12 protein-coding genes are annotated in these 16,973 nt (G+C 65.2%); 4 read left to right on the forward strand and 8 right to left on the reverse strand.

The features are described 5' to 3' along the window. Positions 1 to 226 precede the first annotated feature (226 nt). The 3 genes from ACSVDD_RS08040 to ACSVDD_RS08050 are packed head-to-tail and all read left to right on the forward strand — an operon-like array spanning position 227 to position 4,155. Positions 227 to 1,471, forward strand: coding sequence for an AAA family ATPase (locus ACSVDD_RS08040; RefSeq protein ID WP_448188810.1), 1,245 nt, complete (start codon positions 227 to 229; stop codon positions 1,469 to 1,471). Next, positions 1,471 to 2,442 carry a hypothetical protein gene (locus tag ACSVDD_RS08045; protein WP_448188811.1) on the forward strand — a complete coding sequence of 324 codons (972 nt, stop codon included), beginning with the start codon at positions 1,471 to 1,473 and terminating at the stop codon, positions 2,440 to 2,442. The genes ACSVDD_RS08040 and ACSVDD_RS08045 overlap by 1 nt, the downstream gene beginning before the upstream one ends. A 48-nt stretch (positions 2,443 to 2,490) precedes the next feature. After that, positions 2,491 to 4,155 carry a GmrSD restriction endonuclease domain-containing protein gene (locus ACSVDD_RS08050; protein ID WP_448189151.1) on the forward strand — a complete coding sequence of 555 codons (1,665 nt, stop codon included), beginning with the start codon at positions 2,491 to 2,493 and terminating at the stop codon, positions 4,153 to 4,155. 217 nt (positions 4,156 to 4,372) lie between these two features. On the opposite strand, the gene mutL is transcribed toward ACSVDD_RS08050, so the two are convergent. Further along, a complete protein-coding gene (gene mutL / locus ACSVDD_RS08055; RefSeq protein WP_448188812.1) occupies positions 4,373 to 6,226 on the reverse strand; it encodes a DNA mismatch repair endonuclease MutL in 1,854 nt (617 codons plus the stop codon). Positions 6,227 to 6,438: 212 nt separating this feature from the next. Here mutL and ACSVDD_RS08060 point away from each other — a divergent pair, with 212 nt between their 5' ends. Beyond that, a complete protein-coding gene (locus ACSVDD_RS08060) occupies positions 6,439 to 7,323 on the forward strand; it encodes an HD-GYP domain-containing protein (protein ID WP_448188813.1) in 885 nt (294 codons plus the stop codon). A gap of 11 nt (positions 7,324 to 7,334) precedes the next feature. Here ACSVDD_RS08060 and pgi read toward each other — a convergent pair whose 3' ends face one another. The 7 genes from pgi to ACSVDD_RS08095 all read right to left on the reverse strand — a co-directional run bounded on the left by pgi (position 7,335) and on the right by ACSVDD_RS08095 (position 16,898). Then, entirely contained in the window at positions 7,335 to 8,984 is a 1,650-nt protein-coding gene (pgi, locus tag ACSVDD_RS08065) for a glucose-6-phosphate isomerase (RefSeq protein WP_448188814.1), read from the reverse strand. Positions 8,985 to 9,078: 94 nt separating this feature from the next. Then, entirely contained in the window at positions 9,079 to 10,407 is a 1,329-nt protein-coding gene (locus ACSVDD_RS08070) for a M16 family metallopeptidase (RefSeq protein ID WP_448188815.1), read from the reverse strand. A 3-nt stretch (positions 10,408 to 10,410) separates the two neighbouring features. Continuing rightward, on the reverse strand, positions 10,411 to 11,766 hold the full coding sequence (locus ACSVDD_RS08075; RefSeq protein ID WP_448188816.1) for a M16 family metallopeptidase: 1,356 nt from the start codon (positions 11,764 to 11,766) through the stop codon (positions 10,411 to 10,413). A 68-nt stretch (positions 11,767 to 11,834) separates the two neighbouring features. After that, positions 11,835 to 12,422, reverse strand: a complete 588-nt coding sequence (locus ACSVDD_RS08080; protein ID WP_448188817.1) for a DUF3035 domain-containing protein — start codon at positions 12,420 to 12,422, stop codon at positions 11,835 to 11,837. A gap of 57 nt (positions 12,423 to 12,479) precedes the next feature. Beyond that, positions 12,480 to 12,980 (reverse strand): signal peptidase II, encoded by a 501-nt coding sequence (gene lspA / locus ACSVDD_RS08085; RefSeq protein ID WP_448188818.1) that lies wholly within the window; start codon positions 12,978 to 12,980, stop codon positions 12,480 to 12,482. Positions 12,981 to 13,181: 201 nt separating this feature from the next. After that, the gene (gene ileS / locus ACSVDD_RS08090) at positions 13,182 to 16,028 is read right to left on the reverse strand and encodes an isoleucine--tRNA ligase (RefSeq protein WP_448188819.1); all 2,847 of its coding nucleotides are present in this window, start codon (positions 16,026 to 16,028) and stop codon (positions 13,182 to 13,184) included. 174 nt (positions 16,029 to 16,202) lie between these two features. Continuing rightward, positions 16,203 to 16,898 carry an orotate phosphoribosyltransferase gene (locus ACSVDD_RS08095; RefSeq protein WP_448188820.1) on the reverse strand — a complete coding sequence of 232 codons (696 nt, stop codon included), beginning with the start codon at positions 16,896 to 16,898 and terminating at the stop codon, positions 16,203 to 16,205. Between the last annotated feature and the right edge of the window lie 75 nt (positions 16,899 to 16,973).

The raw sequence follows: 16,973 nt of genomic DNA on the forward strand, positions 1-16,973 counted from the left end.
AGTTCGCTGTTGGATCCTCAGCCCCGGGCTCAATCACCGGGCCATTTCCCCGGCTTGGCTGTAGACCCCCGCCAACCAATAAACTTCCCGGCTTCGTGCCGGTTGGCACATGGAGAAATAAGGGAGGTCATAACCTTCCGAACTCCATCGTGCCAACTATCTCTTGGAAAATTACTCTTTAGGTGGTACATCCTGCGATGAATGCGGCTTTTATGGTGGTTTTGCCATGCAGGTGGTGTCATTTGGATGTCGAAACTACAAGCCGTTCAAGGGTGACGTCTCCGTCGAGCTTCGCCCGCTGACGTTAGTTTTTGGGAAGAACAGTAGCGGAAAATCTGCCCTTATACGTTTGATTCGTCTGTTGCTGCGAGCATTGTCGGCCCGCTGCAGGGGGGGCTTTCCGCTTGAAGTGGACGAATTGTCTTTCGGGACCACATTCCGCGATCTTATTCACGGCAAATCTCCTCATGGAAACGTGTCCTTCTCCCTGAAACTTCAGGGGGATGATGGCGTTTTTGATGTGAATGCCAATGTGCAGAATATCGATGAGACCATCGCCCCGGCGGGGCTCCCGACGGAATATAGTGTCGTTTCCCGTTTTGAATTGCGGGAGCCATTTCCCTTGCAGCTGGATTGGATGCCGGCTGCCGCGACGGCTCCAGAATACGAAGGCAAAGGTGTTGTGCCTTTCCGAGGATTGATGCCATCCATCAGTATGTCGCTGGAGGCGGAATGCGGCGGGAAGACTCTTCAGAACTGGAGGGGGCTGATCCAGGAGTACGAAGCAGAGATCGAGCACCTAGGGCCATTCCGAGCGCGTATTGATCGTGTTTATTCAATGGGCACCAGGGTGCCTCTTGGTTTTGACGGAAGGGGCGCTCCAATCCGCCTTGCTCTTGACGACCGATTGGCTGATGCGGCTTCCTCTTGGTACGAAGAAAATCTCGACGGCTGGCGGTTGGTCATCAGCAAGCCAGCTGCGGCATTTCAGTGCATCATTTCTAGGGGCAAATCTTGGGAAGTCAATCTTGCAGATGTCGGGCAGGGAATGCAGCAAGTTCTGCCTATCGTTGTCCAGCAATTGGGGCGCCAACTTTATGGGGAAGCTGGTTTCCTGGACATTATTGAACAACCGGAACTGCACCTGCACACAGCAGCGCAAGCCCCGCTCGGCGAACTTTTCCTGAACACGGCGACGCTCTGCCACGGGCAAGTGATCGTTGAAACTCATTCGGAAAATTTGCTGCTGCGCATTCGGCGGCTGATCGCGGAAGGCGCTGACCCAGCGTTGGTTGCACTCTACTGGGTGGATGAGCAGGAAGATGGCCACAGTACCGTCCGGCGAATTCACATCGATCAGGATGGCAATCTCGACTGGTGGCGCGAGGGCGTGTTCTCAGAAGGCTATGAGGAGGTGCGTGCAATTCGTCGCGCTATCCGGGGGCGTACACCCTCCGGGGAGGCTATATAATGCGGGTTCGTTTCAAAGATTGTGCCTTGTCGTCGGCGAAGCATTTTAAGCATCTCGACGCCATCATCGCGCGGGTCGAGGTGGGGGCTCATGAGTGGGACGTTGATGATCCCGACACAGTTGAGCAAAGTTGCTGGCTAGCGAGTGCTCGTGATTTCTGCAAAGAAGTCTTTGAGAAGGCGGCTAAGGCGTCATCCTATCCATCTGGCTCAGAAATTCATAAACGGCTTATCATTGTAGCCGTTGCTCCAAATGGCCGGGAGATGGATCCTGACAAAGCGTCCCGTTATCTATCGAATCCGTTAAGAATTATAGTCGAAAACCAATTTACAGATGGGGCCTTCCTTGATTGCATTTTGCGTTTCCTCGCTCCCGAGAAGCTTAGAAAATTGCACGTAGAGGGTGGTGTTCCCAATTTATTCGAAATCGAGGGCGCGGGGGGTTTGGGAGAAGTGCCCAAGCATGTCTGTTATCGCGCCGAGACGGCGGCGCAGGAAGGATTGCCGATCCGGATCGTTGTCTTCACCGACAGCGATAGTCGATACGCTGGCCATCAGGACAGCCAAGTAGCCGCGGTGGAGTTAGCCTGTCAAAACCATAACGTACCCTATCGTATCCTCAAAAAACGAAGTATTGAAAACTATATACCTGATGAGGCATTGTCGGCTTGGGCTACCAGGAATGGGGGGCGTCGGCATATTGTGAGTGCACTAATCGGATTGCCAGACGGAATCCGTGATTATTTTCCGATCAAAAAAGGGCTGCCAGCGGTAAGTCCGAGTCCGGATGAAACGGCGTTCTATGCCTCCCTCCAGGAACCAGATCGCAGCACGCTGCGTAATGGCTTGGGTGACATCGCCATTGCCTGTTTTAAGGAGAATGTGTCATCCATCTCTGCCGAGGCGTTGCGACGGCGGGATTACGGCGGCGATCTGGACGATTTGGTTCAGATGATCGTAGACGAACTTTAGGAGAGGGTGATGGAACAAGAATCAACGCACGCCGAGGTAAAGCCCGAGATGGTTCTATTTAGGGACCTTGTTCGACATGTTGTTGAGGGGCGTGTGCGAATTCCGAGATTTCAACGCCCTTTCGTTTGGCGACGCGATCAAATGATCGACCTGCTGGATAGCATTCGACGTCAATATCCTATTGGCAGCTTGCTCATCTGGGAAACCGATACTCCGCGCAATACCTTGGACTGGGTTGGGCCGGTGCGGATTTCCTCTCCGCCATCGGGAGTTGTTTCTCTTGTTCTCGATGGTCAGCAACGCTTGTCAACGCTGGTGGGGATCCTCAGAAAGCCAGTGGGGCCTGAAGAGCTGCGCCCTGGCGAAGATGATCCGGGCCGCTGGAAGATTTTTTTTAACGCTAAGGATAACCGTTTTGAGCACCTAAAGCCAGATGAAAGCGTCGAGGCTTGGCACTTCCCTTTGGGGAGCTTGCTAAACACAGTGGCTTTTATTAATGAATCAAGGAGGATTATGGATAGCGGGCATGCAGATGCTGAAAATTTTGTGCAGAATTCAGAGCAGATGGCTCAAAAATTTAGCAGCTATCTTGTTCCCGTCATCCGCATTAAGAACACTGAGTTACCTCAAGCTATCGAAATTTTTGCCCGCCTGAACTCCAAGGGGCAGTCCATGACAGCGGACCAGATGGTGTCCGCGCTAAGTTATGGAGAAGCTCTCGATGGCACAACAACGTTTGATTTAGCTGAAGAGATTGGGGCGCTTGTTGACCGGCTTGATGATTTTGGATTCAGGGGGGTTGACCGAGTCGTCGTGCTGCGCTGTTTTTTGGCGACTCTGAAGACCGACATTTACCGCACTGACTGGACGCGGCTGGCGGACGCGACACAAAAGGAACTGCGTGAGAAACTGCCCACAGTCATTGAATCCACAGGCGAGGCACTGGAGCGCGCCGTTCGATTCCTGCACGGATTGGGGGTGCGCAGTCACCGTCTGCTGCCGTACGCTATGCAACTCGTTGTGCTGTGCGCATTTTTCTTGGAGTGCCCGGACCCGACCGAAGAACAGAGGCGATTCCTGAAGCGATGGTTCTGGGTGTCGTCGTTCACGGCGCGCTTTTCCTCCAGTAATCCTTCGCGCGATGGGTACCTTGTCGCTGAATTCCGGGATCGTGTGTCCCGTACGGCAAATCCCACGACATTGGATTACATGCGCCTCGACGTTCCAGCCGAACCGTTCCCCTCGACCTTCGACATGCGCAGCGCCCGTGCTCGCACGTTGCTGCTTGTTCTGTTGTCGCTCGCACCACGCGCCGCCAATGGAGAGGTGATCCCTGAACCCTGGCGACGCATCGCCGACCACGGCCCGAACGCTATCGGCTATCTGTTGGCAACCGTGAACGATAAGGAATTGAGGTCTAGCCCTGCGAACCGCATTCTTCGAATTGACATGGCGCAACGCCGGTCCCAGGCAAAAAACTGGCTGGAAACTCTTTCTGACACTTCAGATGACATTGGAAACATAGTTCTGAAAAGTCATGGAATACCAGTTGAGGCTTTTCAATCTCTTCTGAATGGAGATGGTGAGGAATTCCTTCGTCTGCGCCGCTCTCATCTGATTGATCTGGAGCGCCAGTTTATGAGCGGTCAGGGGGTCATTTTGCCGCGAGACCTGGAACCGAAACCTGCGGCAATCGACAACGACGAGGACTGACCTCGGCACGCTCCAAGCGGGTATCCGGTCCCCTCACCGAAGTCGAGGGGGTGCGATGGCTGCCGCAGGCATGAGTCGGAAAACTCCTTCATTGGGGGCTCCGCGTATGGGGTGGCACGTCAAGGGTCAGTCCTATTGTGGGTCAGGGTCAGTTATATTGTGGTTTAGGGTCAAGTATATTGTGGTTCAGGGTCAAGTATATTGTGGTCCGACAAGCTCAGCGCCGCCCGAACAGCTTCTCGATGTCCGCCAGCTTCAGCTCCACGTACGTCGGCCGGCCGTGGTTGCACTGGCCGGAGTGCGGGGTGGCCTCCATCTGGCGCAGCAGGGCGTTCATTTCCTCGACGTTCAGCGTGCGCCCCGCCCGCACCGAGCCGTGGCAGGCCATGGTGGCGCACACCTCCTCCAGCCGCTCCTTCAGCGACAGCGTGTCGCCCAGTTCCGCCAACTCCTCGGCGAGGTCCTTGACCAGCCCCTTGACGTCTGCCTGACCCAGCAGCGCCGGCACCTCGCGCACCATCAGGCAGCCGGGGCCGAACGGCTCGACCACCAGCCCCAGCTCGGCCAGTTCCGCCGCCCGCGCGGTCAGGCGGTTGGCGGAGGGTTCGTCCAGTTCCACCACCTCGGGGATCAGCAGGCCCTGGCGCTTGACGCCGCCGCCGACCATCGCCTCCTTCATGCGCTCGTAGACGAGGCGCTCGTGCGCCGCGTGCTGGTCGACGATGACGATGCCGCGGCTGGTCTGCGCGACGATGTAGGTGTTGTGCACCTGGGCGCGCGCGGCCCCCAGCGGGTGCTCGTCCAGCGGGGCCGCCTCGGGCGGCGGCGCGGCGTATTCCGGGGCGCGGGCCGAGGGCGTCGACTCGAAGCCGGACAGCGGCGCCTGGAACGCCATGGAGCGTTCGGCCAGCCCGCGCGACACCGGCGGGTCCGGCTGGTAGCTCCAGGACTGGTACCCGGAGGACGGCTGCGGCGACCGGTAGGGCAGGGGCGGCGGCGCCGCTCCCATTCCCGCTCCTTCCGGCCGCAGCGCGCCCAGTGTGGCGACGCCCACGGTGGTGGAGGCGCGGTGCCCGGCCTCGGCCAGGGCGTGCTTGAGCGAGCCGACGATCAGACCGCGCACCAGCCCCTGGTCGCGGAAGCGCACCTCGGCCTTGGCGGGGTGGACGTTCACGTCCACCTCCTGCGGGTCGATGTCGAGGAACAGCGCCAGCATCGGGTGGCGGTCGCGCGGCAGGAAGTCGGCGTAGGCGCCGCGCACCGCGCCGACCATCAGCTTGTCGCGCACCGGCCGGCCGTTGACGAACAGATGCTGGTGGCGCGCGGTGGGGCGGTGCAGGGTGGGCAGGCCGATCCAGCCGCTCAGCCGCACGCCCTCGCGCACGGCGTCCACCGGCACCGCGTTGTCCTGGAAGTCGCGGCCCATCAGGGCGCCCAGCCGCACCAGCCGGGCGTCCGCCAGTTCGCCCTGCACCGCGCCGAGGCGCAACGCCGAGCGGGCATCGTCGGCCAGCGTGAAGCCGACGTTCGGGTGCGCCATGGCGAGGCGCTCGATGCAGTCGGCGATGTGATCGAACTCGGTGCGCGCGGCTTTTAGGAACTTCAGGCGGGCCGGCACCGCGGCGAACAGGTCGCGCACCTCGACGCGCGTGCCGCCGGTCAGCGCGGCGGGCTGCGGCCGGCCCTTGGCCCCGGCGTCCACCACCATGGCCCAGGCGGAGTCGGCCCCCTTGGGCCGGCTGGTGAGGGTCAGCCGGCTGACCGCGCCGATGGACGGCAGCGCCTCGCCGCGGAACCCCAGCGAGCGGATGTCCAGCAGATCGTCGCTGGGAAGCTTGGAGGTGGCGTGGCGTTCGACAGCCAGTTCCAGCTCGTCGGGCGTCATGCCGCAGCCGTCGTCGGTGATGGAGATCAGCGACTTGCCGCCGTCGCGCACCACCACGTCGATGCGGGTGGCGCCGGCATCGATGGCGTTCTCCACCAACTCCTTCACGGCGGCGGCGGGGCGTTCGACGACCTCGCCGGCGGCGATGCGGTTGACGAGCGTTTCGGGCAACAGGCGGATCGGCATGGGGCAAATATAGGGGGTGCGCGCACCCCATGCCACAAGGATGTCCCGGTCAGGAAACGAACGCGACGATGCCGGGATGGTTTCCGTCGCCGCTCGGCACGAATGCATGTCTCGCTGGGAGGCACGCGGAGAAGCTGAAAAGTCATTGGAAAAGCATCGGTGTTTCGTGAGAAAAAACGAGTGGCTGAATGCTTTCCGGTACAGGTGCCGCCATGTTGGGCCGATCCTTTTCAAACGCGGTCGCCGCGGCTTACGCCGTTGCCGGATCGGTGTGGATTCTGGCGGGGAGCGAGGCGGCGGACCAACTGTTCGGCGCCGACATCGCCGCGCTGGGATGGTTCGAGATCGCCAAGGGGCTCATCTTCGTCGCCGTCACCGCTCTGGCGTTGCGCTATCTGCTGCAACGCGAACTGCGGCGGCGCGGGGAGGCGGAGCTGGCCCAGGCCAAGGCCGCGGAGCGGTTGAAACTGCTGTTGCAGGAAACCGTCGGCGCGCTGTCGCACACGCTGAGCCAGCGCGACCCCTACACCGCCGGCCACCAGGAGCGCGTCGCCGCCCTGTCCATCGCCATCGCGCGCCGCATGGGGCTGACCGAGGAGCGGGTGGACAGCATCCGCACCGGCGCGCTGCTGCACGACATCGGCAAGATCTCCATCCCGGCCGAACTGCTGTCAAAGCCGGGGCGGCTGACGGTGGACGAGTTCGCCCTCGTCAAGGGGCACGCCGCCAGCGGCCACGCCATCGTCGGCAAGATCGCCTTCCCCCCGGCGGTGCACGCCATCGTCGCCCAGCACCACGAGCGCCTCGACGGCTCCGGCTATCCCGCGGCCCTGCGCGCCGACGCCATCGCCCTGGAGGCCCGCATCGTCGCCGTGGCCGACGTGGTGGAGGCGATGACCTCGCACCGCCCGTACCGTCCGGGCCTGGGCATCCAGGCGGCCACCGACGAGATCCGCGCCCAGCGCGGGACGCGGCTGGACCCGGCGGTGGTGGACGCCTGCCTCGCCGTCGTCGAGTCCGGGCTGGACCGCGTCTGGCCGGCGCCGGAGGCATCGGTTCGCGATGCCGCGGCGCGGGCCGACGCGCTGACGGTGTAGGCCGCCTTCCCCTACCGGTGCCGCTGGTACCAGCCGATCAGCCCGCCGGTCGAGGTGTCGTGGCCGGGAACCGGCGCAGCGGCGCACGGTGCCGACAGTTCCGGCAGGATCTTGGAGGCGAGCTGCTTGCCCAGCTCAACGCCCCACTGGTCGAAGCTGTTGATGTTCCACACGATGCCCTGCACGAACACCTTGTGCTCGTACAGCGCGACCAGGGCGCCCAGCGTGTGCGGATCGAGCTTGCGGAACAGGATGCTGTTGGTCGGCTTGTTGCCGGCGAACACGCGGTGCGGCACCAGCTCCTCGATCTCGGTGTCCGGCACGCCCTTCCGGCGCATCTCCTCGCGCACCTCGTCCGCGGTCTTGCCACGCATCAGCGCTTCCGGCTGGGCGAAGAAGTTGGACAGCAGGATGCGGTGATGGTCGCCAATGGGGTTGTGCGTCACCGCGGGCGCCAGGAAGTCGCACGGCACCAGCTCGGTGCCCTGGTGGATGAGCTGGTAGAAGGCGTGCTGGCCGTTGGTGCCGGGCTCGCCGAACACCACCGGGCCGGTGGCGTAATTCACCGGGCGGCCCTGGCGGTCCACCGACTTGCCGTTTGACTCCATGTCGAGCTGCTGGAGGTAGGCTGGGAAACGGTGCAGGTACTGGTCGTAGGGCAGCACGGCGTGCGCCCGCGCGTCCCAGAAATCCACGTACCAGACGCCCAGCATCGCCATCAGCACGGGCATGTTGCGCTCCAGCGGGGCGGTGCGGAAATGCTCGTCCATGGCGTGGGCGCCGGCCAGCATCTCCTCGAACGCCTCCATGCCGATGCCCAGCGCGATGGGCAGGCCGATGGCCGACCACAGCGAGTAGCGGCCGCCGACCCAGTCCCAGAAGCCGAACATGTTCTGCGGGTCGATGCCGAATTTGCGCACCTCTACTTCGTTGGTGGAGACGGCGACGAAGTGCCTGGCGATGTGCGCCTCGTCCTGCGCGCTCTCCAGCAGCCAGCGGCGGGCGGTGTGGGCGTTGGTCAGCGTCTCCTGGGTGGTGAAGGTCTTCGACGCGATGACGAACAGCGTCGTCTCCGGGTCCAGCCACTCCAGCGTCTCCATGATGTGGGTGCCGTCCACGTTGGAGACGAAATGCACGCCGATGTTCGGGTGCAGATAGGGCGACAGCGCCTCGCTCGCCATGACCGGGCCGAGGTCGGAGCCGCCGATGCCGATGTTGACGATGTCGGTGATCGGCTGGCCGGTCCAGCCGGTCCACGTCCCCTCGCGCACCGCGTGGACGAAGCGACCCATGCGCTCCAGCACACCGTTGATTTCCGGCATGACGTCCTGGCCGTCCACCATCACCGGGCGGTTGGAGCGGTTGCGGAGCGCCGTGTGCAGCACCGCGCGGTTCTCGGTGGTGTTGATCCGGTCGCCGGCGAACATGCGGTCGCGCCAGCCCTCGACGTTCTGCTGGCGGGCGAGGCCGAGCAGGAGGTTCACCGTCTCGTCGGTGGCGCGGTTCTTGGAATAGTCGAACAGCAGCCCGGCGGCTTCCAGCGAGAAGCGCTCAAAGCGGTTGAAGTCACGGGCGAACAGGTTGCGCATGTGAGTGTCGGCCATGGCGTGGCGATGCGCCGACAGCGCCGTCCAGGCGGCGGATTGGGTGAGTGCGGACATCGACGGTCTTCTCCTCCTCGGAACTCAGGTGGACGGTACCACCGGCGGCGACGGGCGGGTATCTGACAAAACGCGCACCCCCCTATGCGATGGCTCAGCTCCCGCCATCCAGCGTCCGCGTCGCCGTTACGCCTTCCGGCCGGCCAACCAGCACCGTCAGCAGCTTGGCGGGGTCGAGCAGGCGCTTGGCGACGCGCTGCACATCCGCCTTGGTCACCGCGTTGATCAGCGCGTCGCGCTTGTCCAGATAGTCGATGCCCAGATTGTCGCGCTTCACCTGCAACAGAATCCGCGCGATCGCCGAGGTCGAGCTGAACTGCAACGGGAACGAACCGGTCAGATAGGTCTTGGCGTCCTGGATCTCCTGGTCGGTGGCGCCGGCCTCGGCCATGCGCTTCCACTCCGAGCGGATGATGTCCAGCGTCTCGCCGGCCTTGGCGTTGACGGTGGAGCCGCTGGCCAGGATCAGCGCCCCGTGGTCGAGCGGGATCAGATAGCTGTAGACGCCGTAGGACAGGCCGCGCTTCTCGCGCACCTCCTCCATCAGCCGCGACGTGAAGCCGCCGCCACCGAGGATGTAGTTCATCACGCTGGCCGCGTACCAGTCCGGGTCGTCGCGCCGCACCCCCTGCTGGCCCAGCAGGATCAGCGTCTGCGCGGTCGGGCGCGGCGCCACCAGCGTCTCGCCGAGCCCCTTGGCCACCACGTCGGGCAGCGGGGTGGCTTGGCTCTTGGCCGGCAGGCCGCCGAAGATGCGGTCCAGCGCCTTGCCCAGCTCGTCCGGCGTGATGGCGCCCGAAGCGGCGACCACCAGCCGGTCGCGGGTCAGTTCGGCCCTCACGAAGGCGCGCAGGTCGTCGGCGGTCACCTTGGGCAGGCTCTCAAGCGTGCCGCGCACCTCGCCGCCATAGGGATGGTCGGGGTAGGCGGCGGCGTAGAAGGCCCGGCGCGCCACGTAGTTGGGGTCGGCCAGTTCCCGCCGCAGGCTCGACAGGACGGAGGTGCGCACGCGCTCCACCGCGTCGGCGTCGAAGCGCGGCTCGGCCAGCGACAGGCGCGTCAGCTCGAACGCCTCGTCCCGGTTGTCCTTCAGCGTGCGCAAGGACCCGCTGAAGCCGTCTCGCCCGGCTTCGAAGCCCAGGCTGACCGCCAGATCCTGCATGCGCCCCTGGAAGGCCTGCGAGTCGTAGGGGCCGGCGCCCTCGTCGAGGGTCTGGGCCGCCAGATTGCCGCGGCCTTCCTTGCCTTGGGGGTCGATGCCGCCCGCCCCCTCGAACGCCCATTCCAGCGCCACCACGGGGATCTTGTGATCCTCGACCAGCCACGCCTCGATGCCGCCGGGGCTGACCACGCGCTTGACCTCGATGGCCTGCGCCGGAAGCGTGACGAACAGCACCAGCAGTGCCGCGATGATGGTGCGCATGCGTCAGCTCCCCTTGTGGTTGGCCGGCAGCAGCAGGCCGGTGACGTAGTTGGTCTTGCCCAGCACGGCGCGCGCGGCGGCGTTGACCTGCTCGGCCGTCACGTTGTCGATGCGCACCGGCCAGCTTTCCACGTCGTCGATGCTCTGCCCGGTGGCGAGCGCCTGACCCAGCGCGTTGGCCGGGCCGGACAGGCTGTCGCGGGCATAGGCTGCCTCGGTCAGCATGCGCTTTTTGGCGGTGGCGACCTCCTCGGCCGTCACGCCGTCCTTCAGCAGCTTGGCCGTCTCGGCCTCCAGCGCTGCCTCCAGGCGGTCCATCTCGACGCCCGGCGCCGGGGCGGCGCCCATGGCCAGCATGGTGTCGTCCCAGGACGACGCGCCGTAGCTGAGCCACGCCGACGTGGCGATCTTCTGGTCGACCACCAGCGAACGGTAGAGCCGCCCGGTGGCGCCGCCGCTCATGATCTCGCCCAGCACCTGGAGCGCGTAGGCCTGCCCGTCCTTGTCCGTGCGGTAGGAGGGGGCGTGCCACAGCCGGCGGATCGACGGCTGGCGCACCTCGGCGTCGCGCAGGATGACGCGGCGCTCGGCGCTGATAAGCGGCTCGACCACCCGTTTGCGCTCCGGCACCGGCTTGGCGGCCACCTTGCCGTAGTATTTCTCGGCCAATGGCTTCAGCTCCTCCGCCGACACGTCGCCGGAGACCACGAGGATTGCGTTGTTGGGCGCGTACCAGCGCTTGTAGAAGGCTTCCGCCTCCTCGCGGGTCATCGCCGCCATCTCCTGCGGCCAGCCGAGGACCGGCGTGCCGTAGGGGTGGTGGACGTAGAGCGTAGCGTTGATCTGCTCACCGATCTTATCGGCCGGCTCGTTCTCGACGCGCTGGCGGCGCTCCTCCAGCACCACGTCGCGCTCGGGGTAGACGACCTGATCGGTGAGCTTGAGGTTGGCCATGCGGTCCGCCTCCATGCGCATCACCAGCTCCAGCCGGTCGCGGGCGACGCTCTGGTGGTAGGCGGTGTAGTCCCAGGAGGTGAAGGCGTTGTCACGCCCGCCGTTCTTGGCGACGATGCGCGAGAAGGCGCCGGGCGGCAGCTCGTCGGTGCCCTTGAACATCAGGTGCTCGAGGAAGTGCGCGAGGCCGGAGTGGCCGCGCTCCTCGTCGGCGCCGCCGACCTTGTACCAGACCATGTGGGTGACCACCGGAACGCGGCGGTTGGTGATGACCACCACCTGCATGCCGTTGGCGAGCTGGAACGTCTCGGGGAAGAAGACGCCTTTCTCCGCGGCCTGTGAGAGGTTGGGGGCGGCGGCCAGCAGGGCGAGTGCCGCCAGCAGGGCGCGGGTGGTACGCAGCATCGGCCATCTCCGGAATCGAAAAAGGGGCGCCCGGATGGGCGCCCCTGGAATTTGGGATCTTGCGTCGCTTAGAACAATCCTTCCAGCGGCGCCTTGCGCTTGCGCTCGATGGTCGGGACGGTGCCGTCGTTGACCGGCTTGCCCTGCGCCTGCGCCTCGCGCAGGCGCTGGCTTTCCTTCTTCGGGTCGACGATCTGGTAGGGTTGCTCCTGCTTCTGCCAGAACAGCAGCGTGTCGATCCAACGCTTGTCGGCGACGATCAGCGCCGAGGTTTCCTGGTCGACCCGGTTGCGGATGTCCGGCTCGGCGTTGCCGGCCTTGCCGAGCAGCGCCGCTTCACCCTGCGAGGGGGCCTTGCCGCCCGCTTTGGACATGGCGGTGCGCGACGCGCCGCCGAAGACGGTGGACGCGGCGAGCTGGGCCGAGGTGGCCTCCTGCGGGCGCATGGCGCCGGGGCGCGGCGGGGCGAGGCGCATGTCGGGCGGCAGGGTCAGGGGCGCGCGCGACACGACGGCGAACTCGTCCGGCGCGTTGCGGTCGAGGCCGATGGCCCTGCGGGCGTCCGAACAGCCGGAAAGAGCCAGGGCGACCAGCGCCAGCCCGACGAACAGGGAGGCGTTGCGGCGCGGGGAAACGGAGGAGGTGCTGCTGTACACGGCTTTCAGATCCCGTCGTGTGTCATGGGCCGTTGGACGGCCTGCGCGGATGTTCTACTACGCCTTGTCGTTCCCTGCCAACAATCCGTCGAGGACCAGCAGCGTCACACCGACGCTGATTCCGGTGTCGGCGACGTTGAAGGCCCAGAAATGCCAGCCCAGGGCGTGGAAGTCCAGGAAGTCGGCAACCGCGCCGTAGCGGAACCGGTCGATGACGTTGCCCACGGCGCCGCCGACGATCATGCCGATGCTCAGCGCCACCAGCACCCGGTCGGCGGTGCGCAGCCAGCCGAGCAGCACCACGACGATGACCAGCGCCACCGCTGACAACACGTAGGGCATCACGGATGTCTCGTTGGAGAACATGCCGAAGCTGACGCCCTGGTTCCAGGCGAGCACCAGATTGAAGAAGGGGGTGACCTCGACGACGCGCGGCGGCTGCATGACGCGTTCGAGGACCCACCATTTGCTCAGCTGGTCGAGCACCACCACGAGCACCGCGATGGCGAACCCCAGGCCGAAATACGACTGCCGCTGCGGCGCGACGAAGGCTTGCATGCTTCTCCCTCTCCCCTCCGGGGCGTGAAGCCGACGGCCGAAGGCCGGACGGGCGCCGAAGGCGACTGTAGGCGGAACGCGGTCGCGAGACTTGCGAGCGACCTGGGCTGGGGTGAGGGGGGCCTGCGTGTGCCGAACTTACCCGTCCCCCGTGGCCCCCCTCACCCTAACCCTCTCCCCAGGGGGGAGAGGGGGCTTAAGCTACATATGCTCCACCGCGTCCGCGCAGCGGTGGCAGAGCGTCGGGTGGGCGGCGTCCTGCCCGACTTCCGGCAGCACCTTCCAGCAGCGCTCGCACTTCTCGCCCTCGGCCAGCCCCGGCACCACGGCAATGCCGGGCACGTCGGCCAGCGTGAAGGCTCCCTCGGGCGCCGCCGCTTCGGTGAGCCTGATCGCCGAGGTGATGCACACGTCGTTGAAGTCCAGCCCCGCCAGCAACGCCGTGGTGTCCGCGTCCACATGAACGGTCGGCTCCGCCTGCAACGACGAGCCGATCTTCTTGTTGGCGCGCTCCAGCTCCAGCGCACCCGTGACCACGCGCCGCACGTCGCGGATCTTGCCCCACTTCTCGGCCAGCGCGTCGTCGCGCCAGGAGGCCGGCACCACCGGGAAGACGCGCAGGTGCACGCTCTTCTCGGTCCAGCCGGTGCCGGTGGTCAGGCCCTCCGGTCGGGCCAGCCACGCCTCCTCGGCGGTGAAGCAGAGCACCGGGGCCAGCCACGCGGTGAGCGTGGAGAACAGCTGCTCCATCACCGTGCGGACCGAGCGGCGGCGCACGGAGTCGTGACGGTCGCAGTACAGGCTGTCCTTGCGGACGTCGAAGTAGAACGCCGACAGATCCACCGCGCAGAAATTGTGCAGCGCCGTGAACAGGCCGTGGAAGTCGTAGGCCTCGATGCTCGCGCGCACCAGCGCGTCCATCTCCACCAGACGGTGCAGCACCCAGCGCTCCAACTCCGGCATCTCAGCCTTCTCGATACGCTCCTCCGGCTTGAAGTCGGCGAGCGCCCCCAGCAGGTAGCGCAGCGTGTTGCGCAGGCGGCGGTACAGGTCGGCCTGGGACTTGATGATCTCCGGGCCGATGCGCTGGTCTTCCGAGTAGTCGGTGCCGACCACCCACAGGCGCAGGATGTCGGCGCCGAACTTGTCGCAGACCTCCTGCGGGGCGACCACGTTGCCCAGCGACTTGGACATCTTGCGGCCCTGCTCGTCCATGGTGAAGCCGTGCGTCAGCACGGCGTCATAGGGCGCCCGGCCGTTGGTGCCGCACGACTCCAGCAGCGACGAGTGGAACCAGCCACGGTGCTGGTCCGAACCCTCCAGGTACAAGGACGCCGGCCAGCCCAGCTCCGGCCGCTGGCGCAGCACGAAGGCGTGCGTCGAGCCGGACTCGAACCACACGTCGACGATGTCCTTGATCTGCTCGAAGTCGTCGGCCTTGTACGAATTCCCCAGGAAGTCCTGCGGGTCGCGGGCGAACCACGCGTCGGAGCCTTCCGTCTCGAAGATGTCGGCGATGCGGGTGAACACCGCTTCGTCGCGCAGGATCTGGCCGTCCGACTTGCGCACGAACAGCGCGATCGGCACGCCCCAGGCGCGCTGGCGGCTGATGCACCAGTCCGGGCGCTGCTCGATCATCGCGCGGATGCGGTTCTGTCCCTGTTCCGGCACCCAGCGCGTGTCGGCGATGGCCTGCAACGCCACCTTGCGCAGATCGTTCGTCTCCATGGAGATGAACCACTGCGGCGTGGTGCGGAAGATCAACGGCGCCTTGGAGCGCCAGGAGTGCGGGTAGCTGTGCTTGACCTTGTCGCGCGCCAGCAGGCCGCCGGCCTCGGTGATGGCCTTCAGCACGGCGTTGTTGGCCTCGCCGGGCTTGCCTTCGGCGGTGTAGACGCGCAAGCCCGCGAACAGCGGCACGTGCTCGTAGTAGCGGCCGTCCTCGCCCACCGTCTGCGGCACGTCCACGCCGTTGGCGGTGCCCAGATAGAAGTCGTCCTCGCCGTGGCCGGGGGCGATGTGCACGAAGCCGGTGCCAGCGTCGGTGGTGACGAAGTCGCCCGCCAGCATCCGCACCTTGAAGTCGTAGCCCTGGCCGTGCAGCGGGTGGCGGCAGATGGTGCCGGCGATGCGCGAGCCGGGGAAGCGATGAATCTGCTTCCACTCCGTGATCTTGGCGGCCTGGAACACCTGCTCGGCCAGCGCGGTGGCGAGGATCAGGCGCTCGCCCACCTGGGCGAGGCTGCCCTCGGCGACGCCGGTCACCTTGTAGGTGCCGTACTCGATCTCCTCGCCATAGGCGAGCGCGCGGTTGCCGGGCAGCGTCCACGGCGTGGTGGTCCAGATCACGATGTTGGCGTGATCGACCTCCGGCGCGCCGGCCCCCTCGACCGGGAAGCGCACGAAGCAGGTGGTGGAGGTGTGGTCGTGGTACTCGACCTCCGCCTCGGCCAGCGCGGTCTTTTCCACGACCGACCACAGCACCGGCTTGGCGCCCTTGTAGAGGCCGCCGTTCATGGCGAACTTGTGGATCTCGCGGACGATCTGCGCCTCGGCGTTCAGCGTCATGGTCAGGTAGGGGCGCTTCCAGTCGCCCTCGACGCCCAGCCGCTTGAACTCGGTCGTCTGCACGTCCACCCAGTGCTGGGCGAACTCGCGGCATTCCGCGCGGAACTGGATGACCGGGACCTCATCCTTGTCCTTGCCGGCGGCGCGGTACTTTTCCTCGATCTTCCACTCGATGGGCAGGCCGTGGCAGTCCCAGCCGGGCACGTAGTTGGCGTCGAAGCCCTGCATCTGGCGCGACCGGTTGATCACGTCCTTGAGGATCTTGTTCAGCGCGTGGCCGATGTGGATGTTGCCGTTGGCGTAGGGAGGGCCGTCGTGCAGGACGAACTTCGGCCGGTCCTTGGAGGTTTCGCGGAGCCGGGCGAACAGGTCCATCTCCGCCCAGCGCTTCAGCAGCTCGGGCTCCTTGGTGGGCAGACCGCCGCGCATGGGGAAATCGGTGCGCGGCAGGAAGACGGTGGACTTGTAATCGCGGGTCATTGGGAGGGTCCCTGGGGCAAAAAGGTCCGGGGCGCCACGGTCAGGGCTCCCGGCAGCAACGCGTCTGTCCCGGCCCCCCTCAGAGGACCGGGCCGATAATTCGCAGATCGTACCCCAGGCAGCTCGTCATGGGCCGGGATATTAGCCGTGTGTGGGGTTCGGTCAAGGCGGCGCTCAGTCCATCGTCGCCTTGCCGCCGTGCGCGGCGGACCAGTCCACCGGGGCGTGCAGGAACTTCTCCACCTCGTCCAAGGTCTTGACGTCGAAGTAGTTGTTGTCGCGCGCCACCTTCAGCACGTCCCACCAGGTGCACAGTGTGTGCAGGCGCACGCCGATGCTGTCCATGATCTGCTTCGACTGCGGGAAGATGCCGTAATAGAAGATCACGAAGGTGTCCGTGCACTCGCAGCCGGCATCGCGCAGCGCGTTGACGAAGTTGACCTTGCTCTTGCCGTCGGTGGCGAGGTCTTCCACCAGCACGACCTTCTGCCCGTCCGTGACCACGCCCTCGATCTGGGCGTTGCGGCCGAAGCCCTTCGGCTTCTTGCGGATGTACTGCATGGGCAGGCCCATGCGCTCGGCGATCCAGGCGGCGAAGGGGATGCCGGCGGTCTCGCCGCCGGCGATGGCGTCGATGCTCTCGTAGCCGCATTCGCGCAGGATTGTCGCCACCGAGAAGTCCATCAGCGCCGCGCGGGCGCGCGGGAACGAGATGATGCGCCGGCAGTCGGTGTAGACCGGGCTCGCCCAGCCGGAGGTGAAGATGAACGGCGTCTCGGCGTTGAAGTGCAGCGCCTTGATCTCAAGCAGCAGCTTGGCGGCGGTGGACGCGATGACCTCGCGGTCGGGAAGGGCGGCGAGCGACTGCATGGCGGGGCACTCCGGCGAGCTTACGGGCGAACGCCCTGTGTAAACAGCCGCGCCGGGATTCGCAACGGGGGAGGG

Source organism: Azospirillum terrae (assembly GCF_053470425.1).

Excerpts from the sequence above, each read along its gene's own strand:
- ACSVDD_RS08040 (WP_448188810.1), top strand. The coding sequence starts at position 227 with ATGCAGGTGGTGTCATTTGGATGTCGAAACTACAAGCCGTTCAAGGGT.
- ACSVDD_RS08050 (WP_448189151.1), top strand. The coding sequence starts at position 2,491 with ATGGTTCTATTTAGGGACCTTGTTCGACATGTTGTTGAGGGGCGTGTG.
- ACSVDD_RS08045 (WP_448188811.1), top strand. The coding sequence starts at position 1,471 with ATGCGGGTTCGTTTCAAAGATTGTGCCTTGTCGTCGGCGAAGCATTTT.
- ACSVDD_RS08070 (WP_448188815.1), bottom strand. The coding sequence starts at position 10,407 with ATGCGCACCATCATCGCGGCACTGCTGGTGCTGTTCGTCACGCTTCCG.
- pgi (WP_448188814.1), bottom strand. The coding sequence starts at position 8,984 with ATGTCCGCACTCACCCAATCCGCCGCCTGGACGGCGCTGTCGGCGCAT.
- ACSVDD_RS08095 (WP_448188820.1), bottom strand. The coding sequence starts at position 16,898 with ATGCAGTCGCTCGCCGCCCTTCCCGACCGCGAGGTCATCGCGTCCACC.
- ACSVDD_RS08075 (WP_448188816.1), bottom strand. The coding sequence starts at position 11,766 with ATGCTGCGTACCACCCGCGCCCTGCTGGCGGCACTCGCCCTGCTGGCC.
- lspA (WP_448188818.1), bottom strand. The coding sequence starts at position 12,980 with ATGCAAGCCTTCGTCGCGCCGCAGCGGCAGTCGTATTTCGGCCTGGGG.
- mutL (WP_448188812.1), bottom strand. The coding sequence starts at position 6,226 with ATGCCGATCCGCCTGTTGCCCGAAACGCTCGTCAACCGCATCGCCGCC.
- ileS (WP_448188819.1), bottom strand. The coding sequence starts at position 16,028 with ATGACCCGCGATTACAAGTCCACCGTCTTCCTGCCGCGCACCGATTTC.
- ACSVDD_RS08060 (WP_448188813.1), top strand. The coding sequence starts at position 6,439 with ATGTTGGGCCGATCCTTTTCAAACGCGGTCGCCGCGGCTTACGCCGTT.